This is a genomic window from Anaerostipes faecis (assembly GCF_910574135.1).
In the GTDB taxonomy this organism is placed as follows: domain Bacteria; phylum Bacillota; class Clostridia; order Lachnospirales; family Lachnospiraceae; genus Anaerostipes; species Anaerostipes hominis.
Map to the genome: position 1 here is coordinate 255,786 of NZ_CAJSYK010000001.1, position 16,778 is coordinate 272,563.

Below are 16,778 nucleotides of genomic sequence, written 5' to 3' on the forward strand. Positions count from 1 at the left end.
GATGATAGTATTATACCTCACACCCTTTGCACATATAGTCCGCAAAGATCCTCATGGCATCTGTCTGCGCCGTTCCCGCAAGCTTTGCAAAGACAACAAATAATTTCCTGGGCGGATCCAGAGGAACAACTTTCACCTGGCCGGCCTGAAAGATCCGGAAGTTGCTTTTTGCCAGCAGGCTGATACCTTCACCCACTGCAACGCCGCTGATAATGGATTCTACTCTTCCGGTCCGGACAACCTCAGGTGTGATGCCTGCGGATTGTTCTCCTGAGAAGCTTGGCTGGAAGCTGTTTGAATGTGCCGGACATCCCATAGAGCCAGTGGTGATCCATGGAAAAGCACAGTGCCGGATGATCAAGGTGACGGCTGTGACACGCCGGAAAGATCCTATTTTACAAACCTGCATCGGTCCCAGCGAAGAACATGTATCCATGGCAGGTATCCCCACAGAAGCCAGCATTATCGGAATGATCGAAAAGGCCATGCCCGGACGTCTTCAGAATGTATACTGCTGTTCTGCCGGGGGGGGCAAATATATGGCGGTCCTGCAATTCTGCAAAAAAACAGCCATCGATGAGGGACGCCAGAGACAGGCCGCCCTTCTGGCATTTTCCGCCTTCAGCGAACTGAAGCACATATTCCTCGTTGATGAAGATGTGGACTGTTTTGATATGAATGATGTGTTATGGGCTATAAACACCAGGTTCCAGGGAGATGCGGATATCATCACCATCCCCGGTGTCCGCTGCCATCCGCTGGATCCGTCCAATGATCCTGACTTCTCACCGAGTATCCGGTATCATGGGATCGCCTGCAAGACCATTTTTGACTGTACTGTTCCTTTTTCCTTAAAAGAGCGGTTCCAGAGAGCACAGTTTTTAGACGTTGATCCCAGCCCGTGGATGTCTGGACAGACAGTGCCGCAAGAACCCTCTCACTGGAAACCAATTTAACCTTAGAGGATCTCCAGGGCCTTTCCCATACAGTCTATGATAACCGCAATATCGGTGCCGCTCCAGCCAGCGGCAGTTGTCCCATGGACGGTATGATCGTTGTTCCATGCAGTATGAAAACCTTAGCGGGGATTCACAGCGGGTACAGTGACAGCCTGCTTCTCCGGGCCGCCGATGTGACCTTGAAGGAACGCCGGAAGCTTGTGCTTGTGGCCAGGGAGTGTCCTCTTAGCAACATCCACCTGAGAAATATGTATGAAGTTACCCAGGCTGGCGCCGTCATCCTGCCCCCTGTGCTGAGTTATTACAATCATCCTCAGTCTGTGGAGGATATGACAAGGCACGTGGCCGGCAAGATTTTAGATCAGTTCGGAGTAGAATTTGAAGGATTTCAGCGATGGGAAGGAAAATGAAATGATAAAGCAGACTTTGCTGAAGACAGAATTGTTTGGGTATGAAATCTGTGCCCATGTAACCCGTCTCGATGAGGGCATCCAGGTTCTTATCGCAGGTGGAAACCGCACTCATATTGGCGCGGTGAGCTTTATGGGGTGTAATGGAAATATTCAAACCCTACAGTTTCCGGGACATAAGGACGGATATGTGAGTACACGCCGGGACAATGCCCTCTGGGAAAGCCTGCATGAACCCGTCTGTATCCAATACGGAATCCATTATGATCGTCTGGAAAACGACCAGATAAAAGAAGTCCTTAATAATAGTATTCATAAAATGTAAACAACTTAACGTTTCTTTTAGTCTTGACTAAAAGATTCATCTATAGTATAGTGCACAAAGATTATATACATATAATGGAAGCTATTAATATTTAAAGAAAAAAAAGGTATTGACATGAAAAGTCTTTTAATTGGTTTATTAATCACAACAACTATATTTTCCTCATCTACTTCTGCTTTCGCCATGGATAAAAGAGTCAAGGCATCAAAACATTGGGTTTCGACTAAGGAAATCACGGCTAAAGAAGCAAAAGCAAACAAGAAGCATTATGTTACAGTCAAATTGTGGGCAGACTATTCAACAGGATGTTGGAAAACTTCAAAAAGAATATGGGGAAAAGGCAAAGTGGAGAATAGTACCGGATGGGCCACAAAAAATTGCTGTCTGATTGATTTGTATTCTTCAAGTGTGTATTATGGATTTTAATAACAGACTGAAACATTATCTGGTTTTCGTGACCATTATAATCATATTTGTCTTTGGATCATCTGTCTATTCTTATGCCTTATTTGTCGAAAGAAATAATTCTTCAATTTCTCAAAATAGCAGCCAAGGAGATTGGCTACTAGCTGACAATTACGACAGAAAAGGCTACCGTTATGAAAACTTTCTAAGAAAAAAAGATTCTTTAAAGATTTTAAAACAAGTATATCAACATCTTATGAATATAAAAAATATTGATTATTATGAAATATCAAACCAAGATTTTATTTATACAAAAAAATTTCAAGGCAGCAAAAGTTTCATTAATGGGAAAGGAAACCAAAAAATAGATGATGTGCTGATCACACCCTTGAAATCTATGCAGGTTTCAGAACTCTATGCAAAAAGACAAAATCTCGATCAAAGCATACAAACTGGAGAATTTTTTAAACGATCTGCATATAAAAAAACTTCTAATCAGATCGTTCCTGTTGTGGCGGGTGCAAATTATAAACATATTTTTAAGCTAAATTCTATTGTTGAAAACTCATATCTGGCAACTAAAAATATCCGCTGTAAAATAATAGGTTTTCTAGACAAAAAAACAAATGTCAAGGTTGATGAAGAAATTATCAATTTAGACAATTATTTAATCATGCCTAGCATTAAGCTATCCCCTCAGGATACTCTGGATTTTAAACAGATTCTTTTATCTGACAAGTGCGAAGGGTATCTACATTATGATAATAAAAATGAGTATCATCAGGTTGTCCAGCAAGTAAAAAGAATTGTGAAAGAAACCGGCTATGAATATATCATTCCGCCAGAAGAAAAACATAATCTATATAACCTGTCCATTGGACAAACTTTTCTGGTTTTTCTTTCATCTGCTTTAGCTTTTCTGTTGGTTATCAGGAAATTATACCGAGATCATATCATTAAAACAGAAAAGGGGCTGTTTTTCGTCACATTTAAGAATCTTACAGTTTATCTCGGTTGGCTGTTCTCAGCTTTTGTCATCAGTCAGGGGATTCTTTTAGCACTATACAAGAACCACCAGAATATATTTATTCGTACAAGGCTCACTACGGTGCTGTTTTTCCTGGCGGTTGGCTGTTACCTGACATTATTGTCTGTGCTCCGATGGAAGAAAGAGGATTGATCATGAGAGAAAATTTTTCTAAAGGCGCTATACTGCTTGCCCAGGCTCTGATCGCTGGATTGATTATTTATGCATTAATTGCAATTGTATTAAAAGTAATGGGAAAGACAAAAGCTTTTAAAAACGGCAATTGGTTTTTGCAGTACCTCTTTACTGTATATCTTGTTTTTGTTGGTATTGTCACGGGCATGTTTGCTTTTGATGCCTGGAGTCTCAATGGAGCCCATAACTATAATCTGATTCCTTTTATCGGTGAAGACCTTTCTTACATCATATTAAATATCTTGTTGTTCCTGCCCATGGGAGTATTTGTCCCCTTAATGCAGCACACTGAAAAACGAAGTCTGAAAAAAACAGTGCTATTTATATTGCTTTTGTCCCTTTTCATTGAATGCATTCAATTTTTCTTCGTGGGAAGGCTGGCAGATATTGATGATCTGATTGCAAATACCCTTGGAGGACTTTTGGGTTATACTTTTTTTAAGGTTTCAGCTTGTCTGGTCAACCGATATAATAGTGGCAGAAAATCTGGCCTTGGAACTTATTCCATTGTCCTCAGTGTCATTACTCTGTTTTTTGGTTTTACTTTTCCACCTATGACCTGTTATGGAGATATGATTCTTGCGCGATTTGGAATTCCGATCTGGTCAGGCAATCAAAATGGAATCATTTCGCTGGACGGACTGCATTATAGTTTATTTCTCTATTTGATATTAAGCCTTCTGGGACTTCTTTTAGCTATGAGACATCCCAGTGATCTTGGAGCTAAGACCGGCAAATTCATATCATACACTGCTATTCTATACTTTATAATTAAAATAATCCTAAATCTTATGCAAACCTATCTGTAATGGAATTTAAATGTAAAATAGACTGTTTGGAAAATCATTTTCGATTTTCCAAACAGTCTATTTTAAAATTAATTTTCCTTTCCCATAAGCCTTCTCCGATCCATCTCGATCAGCTCTCTGGCGGAATGAACATCGGTCACCAGCCCGTCCACGATCTTATGCTTCAAAGCCGCATACAGACTTGCCGCTTTCTCTGTCCCCTCTGTCACAGCAATCACTTCCGGAATCCGTTTGATCTCTTCAATATTTAAAGAGATGAGCTGCCTGTTCCATTTACAGTCTATCAGTTCTCCCTCTTTGTCAAAATAATTATAAGAAATGTCACCGACCAGGCGTCTGCTGATGTCATCCTTCTCCCGGTTGATCCCGTGCAGATAAGATTCGGTCAGCTCAAAATACTGAGGTGAGCTGCCGAGTCCCACCACAGCCAGTTCCGCATTTCTGGCTTTTTCCATGACACTTTTAATAAAGTGCTGCTTTAAAAGCATTTCCTTTGCCTCATAGGAATCTAAAACAATGGGGGCATGCAGCTGAAGGCTGTTCCCCCCGCTGTTCTTTGCCATCCGCTCACACACCACATTGGCCTGGATCTCCCACCGTTCTTCCCCCAATCCTCCCGACATAGGTACAAATGTCACATGGTCAAAGGGCACACCCGATGAAAAGCTCTCAGCGATCTGGCGGGTGGTAGTTCCCGCCGTCATTGCCACATACTTCACAGTGGACAGCTTTCTCGCCACATATTTTGCTGCTGCCGCACCCACTGTTTTTACCGGATTTTCACTGTTTTCCACACTGACGCACACTGCCTCTCTGATCTGAAACCGTTTCTTAAGCTCCTCCTCCAGCTTCCTGTACGGGTGAAACTCCTCGTCATGGATAATGATCTCTACAATCCCGATCTTTCTCGCTTTAGAAAGCAGCTTCGAAACCAGGGACCGGCTCATATTAAACTTTTTAGCGATCCTCTGCTGTGTCCATTCCTCCTCATAATAAAGCCTGGTGATCTCAGCAAGCATCCTGACTTCCTCTGCATCTGCCATCATTCTCCCTCCCACACTGACTGTATTCCCTCTGCTGACACGATTATAGCAGATCTGCAGGTCACTCATCCATTCCAAATATTCTCATGGCAGCCATCACATCCTGCTTCATAGCTTCCGTCGCCGCCAGTGTGAGACAGTCATAGGCCAGATGTTCTCCGGACTGTTTTACAAAGCTTCTAGCCGCGTTCCCTCCCGCTGTATTCATATATGTATAATAGTTAATCTTACAGATTCCCTCTTTTATGGCTCTGCGGTAATTGTCTCCGGATACCCCAGAGCCCCCGTGCATGACCAGGGGAATGCCGGTTTTTTCACTGATCTGAGTTACAATGGAAAGATCCAGCCTTGGCTGCTTTACATAAAGACCATGCACTGTGCCAAAGGCAACGGCCAGGCAGTCCACTCCAGTACGCTTCACAAACTCCTCAGCCAGAGCAGGATCCGTATAAATGTTGTCCTCCCCGGGATCCTCATTGATATTTGCCACATGCCCAAGTTCTGCTTCCACAGATACTCCCACACTGTGAGCAGCTTTAACAATCTCTGCCGTCTCCATGAGATTCTGCTCAAACGGCTTGGCAGACGCGTCATACATAACAGAAGTAAACCCTGCCCGTATTGCCTCCATGCACCGTTTGAAGGTGCTTCCGTGGTCCAGATGCACTGCCACCGGCACAGAGGCACTCCTTGCATAGTGCAGCATCAGCGGGGCAATCTCATTTAAATCTATGATCGTATCATGACTCTGGGCATGCTGGAGGATCACCGGCCTCCTAAGCTCCTCCGCTGCACCGATTATGGCACGGATTCCTTCCAATGTGGTTCCGTTGAATGCCCCAACCGCCTGTTTTTTGTTCTTAGCATCTTCTAATAATCCCTTTAAAGTAACTAACATTCCCTTCCTCCCTATCGTGTCAGATCCACATTATATTCATCCAGCAAAATCTTTTCAGCCTCCGCATTCCAGCATCCGTTGTGGGCCTCACATGATACTGCCAGCTTTTCAAACAGTGGATTCTCCCTGCCAAGCTCCGCAAAATCTTCAATAGCTGTCAGCGGCAGATCGATCTGTGTATAGATCATTTTTTTCCCGCCCGGGATCTCCGGAACATGCAGAGTAGTCTCAATGGCACTGCTTAAGCCTCCGATATGTGTTACCATCACCGTAGGGCGGATCCTTTTTTGTTCCATCAACTTCAGGGCGTCATGGAGATCTTCATTGGTGCTTCCGGTAAATCCCACCAGATGGGTGTATGAATAATGCACATTGTACATATTGATCCTGGCTGAAAGCGATTGATCCACAGGGCCAGCAAAGAAATTCATGCACCCGTCTTTTCCCAGCACCCGGTCCGCCTGCTCGATCAAGGCTTCCACCGGAGCATAGACAAACACATCATCATATCCTCTGCCACCGTTCAGATCTTTCAGTTCCTCTGCCATATCCCGGCATTCATTTGCGTTCACAAAATACAGCTCTTTTCCGCTTTCCGGATCAGGAACCAGCATTTTTTCTGCTCTGTTAAGCCGTTCTTTGGACATATCGACGGCGACAATCTTAGAAGGCCCGTTTTCCAGCTGTAAGGCATAGTCAATACACTCCAGTCCCATGGGTCCGCACGCTCCGAAGATCACAAGACTTCCCTGGGGTTTCACTCCCATACGGTGTTCATGGTCTTCCTCCGATGTGTGGTACATTCTCCGATACCCGGCAATGATACAGGCCGTGGGCTCCGATAAGGAAGCTTCAAAAAAGGAGTCTCCATTAAATGGGATCAGACAGCCGTGCTCCATAACTTCCCGGGGAAGAATACAGTAGGTGCAGTCTCCCCCATAAGTCTCGTAGTAGTAACCTGCTGTTTTCATCCGGCCGTTTTCAGTGACCGTGGGCAGCACCGTAAACTTCTGGCCCTCCTGGTATAGGTCTTTCCATTTCGCGCCTGTTTCTATGATGACTCCTGACATCTCATGCCCGATGACCGAAGGCCTCTCTTTAAGATCCGGCCTGGCTCTCTTGTGGGCTGCCCCCTGCTTAGACAGCTTATAAGTGGACATACAGACGCTATCAGAAATGATCTTTACCAAAATCTCATCTTCCTTTATAGGCGGCAGTTCAAATGTATCCAGCCTCAGGTCCTCTTTTCCATAAAGTCTGATCGCTCGTGTTTGCATAGTTAGCACCTCTTTCTTATAATTCAGGTTTGTATTGAAATTCAACCCCATCATAATTACCTTCCTTTACCTTCGTCAATCAAAAGTGAATACATGGAACAAATGTTACGGAACACTCTGGTTTTTTGTATTTATTTTTGTGCAATCGTAAAATATGTTCCAAAACAATCAGATGAATTGACTTCATTTTGAGGGCAGGATAGTATCAACACATGTTAAGAGTTCACGTGAAACTTCTTGTCAATCTATTCATATCAAGGAGGTGCTAACCGCTTTATGCTTACTTATGTTCTTGGGATTCTGATGGTCACAATGGCAGCTCAGGCCGCCTTCGGCTGGTTTCAGATCAAACGAATGTACCAGTCCATTGAAGACCTGAAGAAGGCCTACCGCCATACACCGAATCTTCTGGCCATCGGAACTGCCAAATCCGGCCTGACCTTCCGCCCGGGCGTTATCGTGCTGGTCGTGGTCAATGAATCAGATGAGATTGTAGATTACTATGAAATGAAGGGACGGACTGTATTTTCCAGATTCAATCAAAAAAATGACTATATCGGATGTCCTGCCTGCTCTGTCACTGCCCTGATGAAACGGAAAAATGATAAGGCCGCTTTTGCCTCAGCCTTAGAACAAATTGCCGGTAAACGGAAAACTGCTGTCTGTCCATGTTAAGGAGGATATATTTATGAATGTATTTGTAAAACTAGCCGAAGGATTTACTGGGATCATATCCGCAGGAGGAGAAAACCTGATGGGCCTGATCACCGGAATTCTTCCCAATCTTCTGATCCTGCTCACCTGTATCAATGCCATCATCACTCTGGTAGGAGAGGACAGGGTCATGAATTTCTCTAAAAAACTGACCCGGTTCCGCCTGCTCCGTTACACCCTGCTGCCTGTAATCTCCCTTTTCTTTTTGACCAATCCCATGTGCTATACTATGGGACGGTTCGTGGAGGAAGACCAGAAACCTGCCTTTATCGATGCGTGTTTCTCCTTTGCGCACCCTATCACCGGCCTGTTTCCACACGGAAATGCCGGAGAACTGTTTGTCTGGACCGGTATCGCAGCCGGCATTACAAAGCTCGGCTACTCCACTATGCCTTTGGCCGTGCGTTACCTGCTGGCCGGCGTCATCGTTATTTTTATTCGTGGAAATGCCACTGAATTCCTCACGAAAAAGATCATGGCAAAAAATAAAGGAGGTGCAGCAAAATGAAACCATCTGTAACGATCACAAAAGGCTCCAGCGGATGGGGCGGGCCATTGACTGTCTATGAAACGGAAACCAGGAAAGTCGTCGCTTCTGTCACCGGAGGCTCCATTCATCCTCTGGCTGAAAAAATCGCATCGCTGCTTGGCGTCCCGGTAGTGGATGCCTTTAACAATAAAGTGGAACCCGACACCATCATCATCGCAGTGGTAGACTGCGGTGGGACACTCCGGTGCGGTGTTTATCCGAAAATGGGAGTCAAGACCATCGATATCCACCCCATCTCCCCGTCCGGGCCACTCAGCAAATATATTAAAGAAGATAATTTTGTATCCGGCACTACGCTGGACTGTATTACCCAAAGCGGCGAGGCTGCCCCTTCTGAACCTGAAGTATCCGGGCAGGCTGTCCCGGATCTGGCTGAGGCTGAGGGAAAAGAATCCTCCCCCGCCCCTGGAAGAAATCAATTTTTTAACTTTATTACCAGCATGGGCCGCGGCATCGGAAGTATTGTAAACGTATTTTATCAGGCAGGCCGGGACACTCTGGATATTGTCCTGAAAAACATTTTGCCGTTCATGATCTTCGTCAGCATCATGGTTGGTATCATCAACTATACCGGCATCGGCGATCTCCTGGCAAATGCCATTAAACCATTGGCCGGAAGTCTTCCAGGCCTTCTGGGGTTGTCCGTTTTCTGTGCCATTCCGTTCCTGTCCCCGGTCCTTGGACCCGGTGCGGTGATCGCACAGGTGGTAGGTGTACTCCTCGGTGTAGAGATCGGGAAAGGAACCATTCCCATCGCTTATTCTCTTCCTGCACTGTTTGCCATCAACTCTCAGGTAGGATGTGATTTTGTACCTGTAGCGCTGACCCTGGCGGAAGCTGAGGACGATACCGTGAGCGCCGGCGTGCCCGCCATGCTCTTTACAAGACTTGTCACAGGACCTGCGGCTGTACTTGTAGCCTATCTGTTGAGTTTTGGGCTTTACAGTTAATATCAGGTGTTAAACGAAAAAACAATCAAACTGCGAAACCTCCTTCAGCAGTTTGATTGTTTTTAGATTCTGTCATATTTTTTCTTTCCATGCGCTGATAAGCTGCCTGAATTCTGGCTCATCCTGTTTGGACTTTCTCTCAGGAAAACTAAGCAGGCGCTCCATGACCTTTACGGTATCACTATCTCTCATCAGAGCATTGCCAACTACTGTAAATCCGCAGCTCTTTGCATCAAACCCTTTGTCGATCATTACGATTATGGCACCGAATCCGTCTTCACGGCTGATGAAACCTATATCAAAATCCGTGGTCTTAAAGCTTACGTCTGGTTCATTATGGATGCTGCAAAACGTTCCATCATTGGATACCGGATCTCTGATAATCGCGGTGTTGGTCCCTGTATCCTTGCGATGAGAATGGCTTTCCGAAATCTAAAAGAGCTTCCGAAAAACTTTAAATTTATTGCGGATGGATACAGTGCCTATCCATTAGCTGCCCAGCAGTTCTTCCATGAGTTTGGTGATAAATTTAAGTTCAGCATCACTCAGGTAATTGGACTTACCAACGACGATGAAGTGTCAAAAGAATTCCGACCATACAAGCAGATGATTGAAAGGCTCAATCATACATACAAGGTCTCTTACAGACCTACAAACGGCTTTGACAACATCGACGGCGCCAACTATGACCTTGCTCTATGGGTTGCTTACTACAATTTCCTTCGTCCTCACAAACACACAGGATATAAAGTCCTAAATGAGGTGGAACTGCTAAAAGGAGCGGAACCGTTGTCACGCAAACCGTGGAATACCACAGTGCACCGCACAAGGATATGCCGCGAAAGTTGCTTGACATAAGGGTTCTCGGATTATCCTGTTTAGCAGAAAAGGGGCAACTGCGCCCTTTTCCTGCCTTCCGGCGAGGATGGGTTCGGGCAAAGTCTGATATTAGGTCAAGGGACAAGTCCCTTGCGGGTACTTAGGGCAGCGCCCTAAGCCCTCGGAGAGCTTAACGTTATCAATATCTACAGGTTTCAAGGTTCATCTGAGCCTATTTTTTATGCTCAGCTTTTTCATACATCACTTGACACTATCTTAACCTTCAAAAGCTAAACATGCTGCTCCAATCAGTCCACAATCTTCTCCTAATGCAGCTGGTACAATTTTTACATTATCTTTCAGTGCATCAAATACCTTTTCTTTTGCTCTTTTTTCAATTTCTTCAATAAATCCTGGAATTTTTAATGCAACACTTCCACTTAATACAAACAAATCTGGATCTAAGACTCCATACAAAATCGCAATAAAATTAGACAAATATTCGTATGCATCTTCCATAATCTGTTTTGCAAGTTCATTTCCTTCTTTTGCTAATTCGTAAACTTCTCCAGCATGTGCAACTTCCAATCCAACATTTTGGGCTCTGGTTGTAATTGCTGTTCCACTAGTGATTGACTCAATAGATCCATTTTTCAATGCCCCATGAGATGGTCCGTCTTCCCATAAGATACAATTTGCAACTTCCTGTGCAAATCCTTTGGCCCCTTGATAGATTTTTCCATCAATACACAATCCTGCTCCAACTCCTGTTGAAATTGTTAGAAATTGTACATGACTCTTTCCTGCTCCTGCTCCGATTACCGCTTCAGCAAGTCCCGCAAGATTTGCATCATTTTGTAATTGTACTTTTATTCCTGTAATTTGTTGCAATGCTTCTGTCAGATGAAAATAATTCCATCCTGGTAAATTTGGTGTTTCTAATATAATTCCATTAATTAAATCAAGTGGTCCTGGGCACGAAATTCCAATTCCTTCAATTTTCTGCCCAAATCCAACAATCACATCATTAATTTTTTCTAATGTGTTCTGTGGATTTTCTGTATCGGTTGAAAACTGTATTCTTTCAACAATCTCATAATCTTGATTGATCAAAGCAACCCTTGTGTTTGTGCCTCCAACATCAATTCCTACTGCATATTTCATATGTATCTCCTTTTTTCTTTCATCTTAAATATGGGTATCAAAAAATGACCAGAAAACACTCTGAATCTCATCATATTTTCTGGTCGCACATAGGAAATAAATAACAATGATCTATTGTTCATCTACTTGAAAAATATATTTTGTTGTAGCTTTATAAATTTCTCCCTTTCGCAGAATCACTTTGGGCTCCTTTTCAATATGTATGGAGTCTGGGAGAAACTGAGGTTCAATTGCTACACCGTCACGATTTTCATATGGTTTTCCTTGTTTTCCATTACATCCTTCATCTAAGAAATTTCCCGTATAAATTTGCATGGCAGGCAATGTTGTAGATACGGTCAATTTGCGTCCAGATTTTTCATCATATAAAGAAAGCTGATTTTCATCTCCTTTAACCATAAAAGAATGATCATAGCCTGATGCTAATTTTAATTGCTCACAATCATCATTGATTCTTTCACCAATTTTATGATAATCGTGAAAATCAAAAGGAGTATCTTTTACGTCCATAAATTCTCCTGTTGTACAACAATTTTCATCATCACATGCTATTTTGTCTGCGTTAATCTTCAAGTAATGATCATAAATTTTTTCTTTCCCTGCAGATAAATTAAAATAAGAATGGTTTGTAATATTGCACAGAGTATCTTCATCACTCCAAGCTTCATACTCCATCGTTAAGTTATTACCTGTCAGTAAATATTTAACTTTTAATTCTAAGGTTCCAGGATACCCTTCTTCCATATCTGGGGAGATACAGGAAAATAATATTCCGTTTTCAATGATTTCATAGCAGAAGATTTTTTGATCAAATCCAATCTCTCCACCATGTAAATGATTTGGTCCATTGTTCACCGCCAGCTTATATGTTTTTCCATTTAATTCAAAGCTTGCTCCTTTGATTCGATTTGCAACTCGGCCAACAATAGCCCCCATATAAGTTCCGTCTTCTTTACAATCTTCGATTTCCTCAAATCCTAAAACAACATCTTCTTGTTTGCCATCCCTGTCCTTGGCAAAGATGGACAGGATATGGCATCCAAGATTTGTTACCCTGATTTGAAGTTCATCGTTTTTCATTTCAAAGAATGTAATACCATTTTCTCTTTCTTCTATTACATTCACTGCAGTTATCATATTTTTTCCCATAACGACTCACCCTTCAGGTTTGATTGATAGATTAAAAGAAATCATAAATATGTTCAAAGTCCTGCATTGTTCCAAGAACTCCTGGAAGATTTTTATATTCTTCTTCTTTTTCTTTTTCGCATACGACAAGAATCTTACCGCATCCTGCTTTATATGCATTTTTGATTCCTGAGAAAGAATCTTCAATTACTAAGATGTCTTTCATCTCAACTCCTATTTTCTTTGAAGCATCTAAAAACATCTGAATTTTATTTTCATATGTTCCATCATCGTATACCAGCTTTTTAGGATCAATATATTTATCTAAATGGAAAGACTCCCGGAAAAAGTCAATATTTTCCTTAATTGAGGCACTTGCGATAGTGTAAGGAAACTTATGGTTTGTTAACCATTCAAAATACTCTACTGAGCCTTTTACTAAATGGAAATGTTCTTTATCTTTTTTGCAAAATTCACGATAAAATGCTTCTTTTTTTGAAGAATATTCTTTCACTTCTTCCAACGATGCCTTTCCATCCGTCATATATTTGATAATCTGATCGTTTGGTGTTCCATTAAATTTTCCATGCAATTCTTCATCTGTGATATCACATCCACGAAGCAGTCTAGAAATTTCATTCCAGGCTAATACATGTTTATCATTATCAAAGAACAATGTTCCATTGAAATCAAAAATGACTCCTTTATAATCTACCATACGTTTATACCTCTTTTGTTTCACTGACTTCTTTGTACCAGTATGCTGATTTCTTAGGATAACGTTCCTGTGTTTCAAAATCTATATAGAACAATCCATAACGTTTATTATATCCATTGGACCATGAGAACATATCCATTAAGGACCATACAAAGTATCCTTTAACATTGGCACCTCCTTCAATTGCTTTTGCAATCCACTGTAAATGACGTTTGATGTAATCAATACGTGGTTCGTCATCAACTGTACTATCTTTGAAATCATCTTTATATCCCATTCCATTTTCTGTGATATAGATTGCTTTATAATTTGGATACTGTTTTTTAATTCTCATGATCTGGTCATATAAACCTTCTGGATAAATTAACCAATCCCAGTCTGTTCGATCAATCCCTTCTTTAAACATATGCTCGCTGATTCCTTTTAATCGGTATACAGAAGTTCCTTTTGCCCCTGTACCATTATGATGAATCTGGCTTTCTCCATTGTATTCCTGAACAAAGTGGCTCTGATAATAGTTAATTCCAAGATAATCATTACATGCTGCAGCTTTTTTCAGTAATTCCATATCTTCTTCTTTTGGAGCAAATGTTTTATTTTCTAACTCATATAAGAAATTAATATGTTTTAATGTATTTTCTGAATAATATCCTAAGAATGTTGCATCTAGTAAGAACTGATTTGTCAGTGCATCTTCTCTTTCTGCCGCTAAAACATCTCCCGGTTTTTTCTCATCATAAGGATATTTTGTTTCTAGGGAATGGATAATACCAATCTGACCTTCATATCCACCTTCTTCAAATGCAATGACTGCTCTCGCATGTGCAACCATCATGTTATGCATGGATTCAACAGTTTTAACTACATCATATTTTTCTCCTGGTGGGAATGTACCTGTAATGTACTGGCCAGATGATACTGGCCAGATTTCATTAAATGTAAACCAATAACGGATATCATCTTTGAATTCTTCAAAACAGAATTTTGCATATCTTTCATAGCAATCGATGGTATGTGGATTTAAGAAATCTCCATTTTTATGTAATTCATTTGGTGTATCAAAATGATGTAATGTGATAAATGGCTCTACTCCATTTTCTCTACATTTCTTAAACATTGCATGGTAGAAATCCACACCTTCCTGGTTAACTTCTCCCTCTCCTGTTGGGAAAATTCTTGACCATGCAATAGAAATACGGATTCCATTGACGCCAAACTGTTTACATAAGTCTAAATCCACTGGATATTTATGATAAAAATCACTTGCTGGATCAGGGCTGAACCAGCCCTGTTTTTCCAGATAATCGTCCCAAGCTACTCGTCCTTTTCCATGAGCCTTTGATTCACCTTCACACTGATATGCTGCAGTTGCTCCACCCATGATAAACTCTTTTGGTAATCTCATATTAATTATCTCCTTCTAAAATCTTAAATACGAATTTGATTGCCGCGTCTGGATCTCTTGTCAGTGCAATGTACTGTTTTCCTTCACAAGCTACACATTTAATTCCTAGACGATCTGTATCTTTCTTCAGATTTTCATAGAAAGCTGCTACCTGAGGTGCTAAAACGACAAGATCATAATCCTGCATGATATCTGTATGTGCTCCATAAGCTCCTGCAGCTGCGATTAATGGAATGTTTTTCTCTTCTGCAGCTTTCTTCAGAGCATTTGCTAATAATCCTGATGTTCCACCACCAGCACATAATACTAAGATTCTCTTAGATTTTAATGTATCTGCATCAACTTCAATCTGCTGTTCTTCAGAACCTACTTCTTCTAATCCTTTTTCTTTTTCTTCTTCACATTTCTCATGATCATAAACTTTAAAGAATGGATAGTATACTACAAAGTCTAATACTAGTAATGCAATAGCTAAAATTGCTGCTTTTAACGCCATACCACAACCAAGGAATAGTCCTAATGGACCTGGTGTTGTCCATGGTAAGATATATAAGAATGAGTTCATTCCAATATAATCAACGAAAATCTTAAATAACCATACATTTAAGATTGGTGCACAAATAAATGGTACAAAGAATACTGGGTTTAAGATTAATGGTGCTCCGAATAAGATTGGCTCATTTACTCCGAATAAAACTGGAACGGAAGAAGCTCGTCCAATAGCTCTTAACTCTTTTGATTTTGCTAAAAATGCAAACATCAAAGTGATCATTAATGTTGCTCCAGTACCACCAAAAGTTGCTACGAACTGCTGTACACCTGGTGTTAAAATATTTGCTGCATGATCTCCTGCCTGATATAACTGTAAGTTGTTTGCGATATTTACATAGTAGATAGCAGCTACTGCTGGTTCTACGATGGCTGGTCCCTGAATACCTACGAACCAGAACATTGCCATAGCTCCATAAATGATTGCTAATCCAACATATCCATCAGCTGCTGTAAACAGTGGCTGGAATACCTGAATGACTGCCTGTGCAAAACACATATCAAACTGTTTTCTAAAGAAGAAATCAAAGATTGTTAATAATAATACGCATGCTCCAAAGGGAATAACATCTTTGAATGTCTGAGAGATATTTGGTGGAACTGCATCTGGCATTTTAATTGTAATATTTCTTTTAATAAAGAATTTGTAAAGGTTGGCTGTAAAGAATGCTACTAGGAATGCTGTTAATAATCCTTTAGATCCCATATATCCTGATGCGAATCCATCTTTAATAGAATCTACAGCGACTACCATGAATCCGATCATAGAACACATCATTGTAGAAATGGCGTTGATCTGATTGTCTACTGGCATATCTCGGTTAAACGATTTTGTTAAGTGGTAACACGTTGTTCCTGCTACTACCAGACCTAAAATTCCCATAGAATAGTTATATGGTTTTAACAGGAATGCTTCTACTGTTTTACTCCAATAGAATCCAAAAATATTTGGTACATATGCCAACAGCATAAAGATACTTGAGAATAAAACGATTGGCATTGCGGAAACAAATCCCTCCTTAATCGCTTTTAAGTATCTGTTTCTTGCGATGGCATCAAAATACGGTTTCATTTTTTCAATTGATTTTATCAGTTTATTCATAACTTATATCCTCTCTTCATTTATTTTCTATAAACGTCAATCAATGTTCCAATGATGTCCTTCAATAATAATGATGTCATTAAATGATCCTGTGCGTGTGTCATGATAAATCCCATTGTAACTGTTTCTCCGTTTGCTTCTTCTTTCATGACATCCATTTGTGAGTTATGTGCTTCATTCAAGCAATCATTTGCCTGTTCAATTAAGCTGTCACATTCTTCAAAGTTTCCATTTTTTGCTTTTTCTAGTGCAAGTAATAATTTAGAGCGAGCATCTCCTGAGTAAGAAACAATTTCAAAGCTGATCATGTTTAATTCGTCTTTTGTCATAA

The 16,778-nt window shown here is 41.1% G+C and carries 18 protein-coding genes and 2 pseudogenes; 10 read left to right on the forward strand and 10 right to left on the reverse strand.

Annotated features, from left to right (window positions below; genetic code table 11):
* Positions 1-10: 10 nt before the first annotated feature.
* Entirely contained in the window at positions 11-436 is a 426-nt protein-coding gene (locus tag QGT46_RS01295) for a hypothetical protein (protein WP_301589278.1), read from the reverse strand.
* Here QGT46_RS01295 and QGT46_RS01300 point away from each other — a divergent pair.
* From QGT46_RS01300 to QGT46_RS01325, 6 genes and pseudogenes are all read left to right on the forward strand, one after another.
* Positions 345-956, forward strand: a pseudogene (locus QGT46_RS01300) (UbiD family decarboxylase); the annotation flags it as partial. The gene QGT46_RS01295 and the pseudogene QGT46_RS01300 overlap by 92 nt on opposite strands.
* Positions 902-1,369, forward strand: coding sequence for a UbiX family flavin prenyltransferase (locus QGT46_RS01305; protein WP_330655697.1), 468 nt, complete (start codon positions 902-904; stop codon positions 1,367-1,369). The pseudogene QGT46_RS01300 and the gene QGT46_RS01305, both read left to right, overlap by 55 nt.
* A gap of 1 nt (position 1,370) precedes the next feature.
* On the forward strand, positions 1,371-1,694 hold the full coding sequence (locus QGT46_RS01310; protein WP_148460300.1) for a hypothetical protein: 324 nt from the start codon (positions 1,371-1,373) through the stop codon (positions 1,692-1,694).
* A gap of 114 nt (positions 1,695-1,808) precedes the next feature.
* A complete protein-coding gene (locus QGT46_RS01315; protein ID WP_148460299.1) occupies positions 1,809-2,120 on the forward strand; it encodes a hypothetical protein in 312 nt (103 codons plus the stop codon).
* Positions 2,110-3,279, forward strand: a complete 1,170-nt coding sequence (locus QGT46_RS01320) for a hypothetical protein (protein ID WP_006567941.1) — start codon at positions 2,110-2,112, stop codon at positions 3,277-3,279. Before QGT46_RS01315 ends, QGT46_RS01320 begins: the two co-directional genes overlap by 11 nt.
* A gap of 2 nt (positions 3,280-3,281) precedes the next feature.
* The gene (locus QGT46_RS01325; protein ID WP_301589204.1) at positions 3,282-4,130 is read left to right on the forward strand and encodes a VanZ family protein; all 849 of its coding nucleotides are present in this window, start codon (positions 3,282-3,284) and stop codon (positions 4,128-4,130) included.
* A gap of 68 nt (positions 4,131-4,198) precedes the next feature.
* Here QGT46_RS01325 and QGT46_RS01330 read toward each other — a convergent pair whose 3' ends face one another.
* From QGT46_RS01330 to QGT46_RS01340, 3 genes are read right to left on the reverse strand one after another with little or no spacing between them, the layout of a single operon-like run.
* The gene (locus tag QGT46_RS01330; RefSeq protein WP_301589275.1) at positions 4,199-5,242 is read right to left on the reverse strand and encodes a sugar-binding transcriptional regulator; all 1,044 of its coding nucleotides are present in this window, start codon (positions 5,240-5,242) and stop codon (positions 4,199-4,201) included.
* Positions 5,235-6,071 (reverse strand): class II fructose-bisphosphate aldolase, encoded by an 837-nt coding sequence (locus QGT46_RS01335; RefSeq protein WP_148460296.1) that lies wholly within the window; start codon positions 6,069-6,071, stop codon positions 5,235-5,237. Before QGT46_RS01335 ends, QGT46_RS01330 begins: the two co-directional genes overlap by 8 nt.
* 11 nt (positions 6,072-6,082) lie before the next feature.
* Entirely contained in the window at positions 6,083-7,348 is a 1,266-nt protein-coding gene (locus QGT46_RS01340; RefSeq protein WP_024728918.1) for a zinc-binding dehydrogenase, read from the reverse strand.
* Between the two features lie 276 nt (positions 7,349-7,624).
* On the opposite strand from QGT46_RS01340, the gene QGT46_RS01345 reads away from it, so the two are divergent.
* The 4 genes and pseudogenes from QGT46_RS01345 to QGT46_RS01360 form a co-directional block, all read left to right on the forward strand.
* The gene (locus tag QGT46_RS01345) at positions 7,625-8,023 is read left to right on the forward strand and encodes a transcriptional regulator GutM (protein ID WP_024728919.1); all 399 of its coding nucleotides are present in this window, start codon (positions 7,625-7,627) and stop codon (positions 8,021-8,023) included.
* A 13-nt stretch (positions 8,024-8,036) separates the two neighbouring features.
* The gene (srlA, locus tag QGT46_RS01350) at positions 8,037-8,570 is read left to right on the forward strand and encodes a PTS glucitol/sorbitol transporter subunit IIC (RefSeq protein WP_024728920.1); all 534 of its coding nucleotides are present in this window, start codon (positions 8,037-8,039) and stop codon (positions 8,568-8,570) included.
* Positions 8,567-9,562: a PTS glucitol/sorbitol transporter subunit IIB gene (gene srlE, locus QGT46_RS01355; RefSeq protein WP_301589211.1), complete on the forward strand. Its 996-nt coding sequence runs from the start codon at positions 8,567-8,569 to the stop codon at positions 9,560-9,562. Before srlA ends, srlE begins: the two co-directional genes overlap by 4 nt.
* 129 nt (positions 9,563-9,691) lie before the next feature.
* Positions 9,692-10,363 (forward strand): annotated as a pseudogene (locus tag QGT46_RS01360) (IS6 family transposase); the annotation flags it as partial.
* Positions 10,364-10,657: 294 nt separating this feature from the next.
* Here the strand turns inward: QGT46_RS01360 and QGT46_RS01365 are convergent.
* From QGT46_RS01365 to QGT46_RS01390, 6 genes are all read right to left on the reverse strand, one after another.
* Complete coding sequence (locus QGT46_RS01365) at positions 10,658-11,545, reverse strand: ROK family protein (RefSeq protein WP_148460386.1); 888 nt, start codon at positions 11,543-11,545, stop codon at positions 10,658-10,660.
* A 111-nt stretch (positions 11,546-11,656) separates the two neighbouring features.
* Positions 11,657-12,694, reverse strand: coding sequence for an aldose epimerase family protein (locus QGT46_RS01370; protein ID WP_301589213.1), 1,038 nt, complete (start codon positions 12,692-12,694; stop codon positions 11,657-11,659).
* 31 nt (positions 12,695-12,725) lie between these two features.
* Positions 12,726-13,391, reverse strand: a complete 666-nt coding sequence (locus tag QGT46_RS01375; RefSeq protein ID WP_024728925.1) for an HAD family hydrolase — start codon at positions 13,389-13,391, stop codon at positions 12,726-12,728.
* 4 nt (positions 13,392-13,395) lie between these two features.
* A complete protein-coding gene (gene lacG / locus QGT46_RS01380) occupies positions 13,396-14,802 on the reverse strand; it encodes a 6-phospho-beta-galactosidase (protein WP_330655701.1) in 1,407 nt (468 codons plus the stop codon).
* Complete coding sequence (locus tag QGT46_RS01385) at positions 14,798-16,447, reverse strand: PTS lactose transporter subunit IIBC (protein WP_129702241.1); 1,650 nt, start codon at positions 16,445-16,447, stop codon at positions 14,798-14,800. Before QGT46_RS01385 ends, lacG begins: the two co-directional genes overlap by 5 nt.
* A gap of 20 nt (positions 16,448-16,467) precedes the next feature.
* Complete coding sequence (locus QGT46_RS01390; protein ID WP_129702243.1) at positions 16,468-16,776, reverse strand: PTS lactose/cellobiose transporter subunit IIA; 309 nt, start codon at positions 16,774-16,776, stop codon at positions 16,468-16,470.
* Between the last annotated feature and the right edge of the window lie 2 nt (positions 16,777-16,778).

Bases quoted from the DNA above. Each gene is read 5' to 3' on its own strand.
- QGT46_RS01295 (WP_301589278.1), bottom strand. From the start codon at position 436: ATGGATACATGTTCTTCGCTGGGACCGATGCAGGTTTGTAAAATAGGA.
- QGT46_RS01310 (WP_148460300.1), top strand. From the start codon at position 1,371: ATGATAAAGCAGACTTTGCTGAAGACAGAATTGTTTGGGTATGAAATC.
- QGT46_RS01315 (WP_148460299.1), top strand. From the start codon at position 1,809: ATGAAAAGTCTTTTAATTGGTTTATTAATCACAACAACTATATTTTCC.
- QGT46_RS01320 (WP_006567941.1), top strand. From the start codon at position 2,110: ATGGATTTTAATAACAGACTGAAACATTATCTGGTTTTCGTGACCATT.
- QGT46_RS01325 (WP_301589204.1), top strand. From the start codon at position 3,282: ATGAGAGAAAATTTTTCTAAAGGCGCTATACTGCTTGCCCAGGCTCTG.
- QGT46_RS01330 (WP_301589275.1), bottom strand. From the start codon at position 5,242: ATGAGTGACCTGCAGATCTGCTATAATCGTGTCAGCAGAGGGAATACA.
- QGT46_RS01335 (WP_148460296.1), bottom strand. From the start codon at position 6,071: ATGTTAGTTACTTTAAAGGGATTATTAGAAGATGCTAAGAACAAAAAA.
- QGT46_RS01340 (WP_024728918.1), bottom strand. From the start codon at position 7,348: ATGCAAACACGAGCGATCAGACTTTATGGAAAAGAGGACCTGAGGCTG.
- QGT46_RS01345 (WP_024728919.1), top strand. From the start codon at position 7,625: ATGCTTACTTATGTTCTTGGGATTCTGATGGTCACAATGGCAGCTCAG.
- srlA (WP_024728920.1), top strand. From the start codon at position 8,037: ATGAATGTATTTGTAAAACTAGCCGAAGGATTTACTGGGATCATATCC.
- srlE (WP_301589211.1), top strand. From the start codon at position 8,567: ATGAAACCATCTGTAACGATCACAAAAGGCTCCAGCGGATGGGGCGGG.
- QGT46_RS01365 (WP_148460386.1), bottom strand. From the start codon at position 11,545: ATGAAATATGCAGTAGGAATTGATGTTGGAGGCACAAACACAAGGGTT.
- QGT46_RS01370 (WP_301589213.1), bottom strand. From the start codon at position 12,694: ATGGGAAAAAATATGATAACTGCAGTGAATGTAATAGAAGAAAGAGAA.
- QGT46_RS01375 (WP_024728925.1), bottom strand. From the start codon at position 13,391: ATGGTAGATTATAAAGGAGTCATTTTTGATTTCAATGGAACATTGTTC.
- QGT46_RS01385 (WP_129702241.1), bottom strand. From the start codon at position 16,447: ATGAATAAACTGATAAAATCAATTGAAAAAATGAAACCGTATTTTGAT.
- QGT46_RS01390 (WP_129702243.1), bottom strand. From the start codon at position 16,776: ATGACAAAAGACGAATTAAACATGATCAGCTTTGAAATTGTTTCTTAC.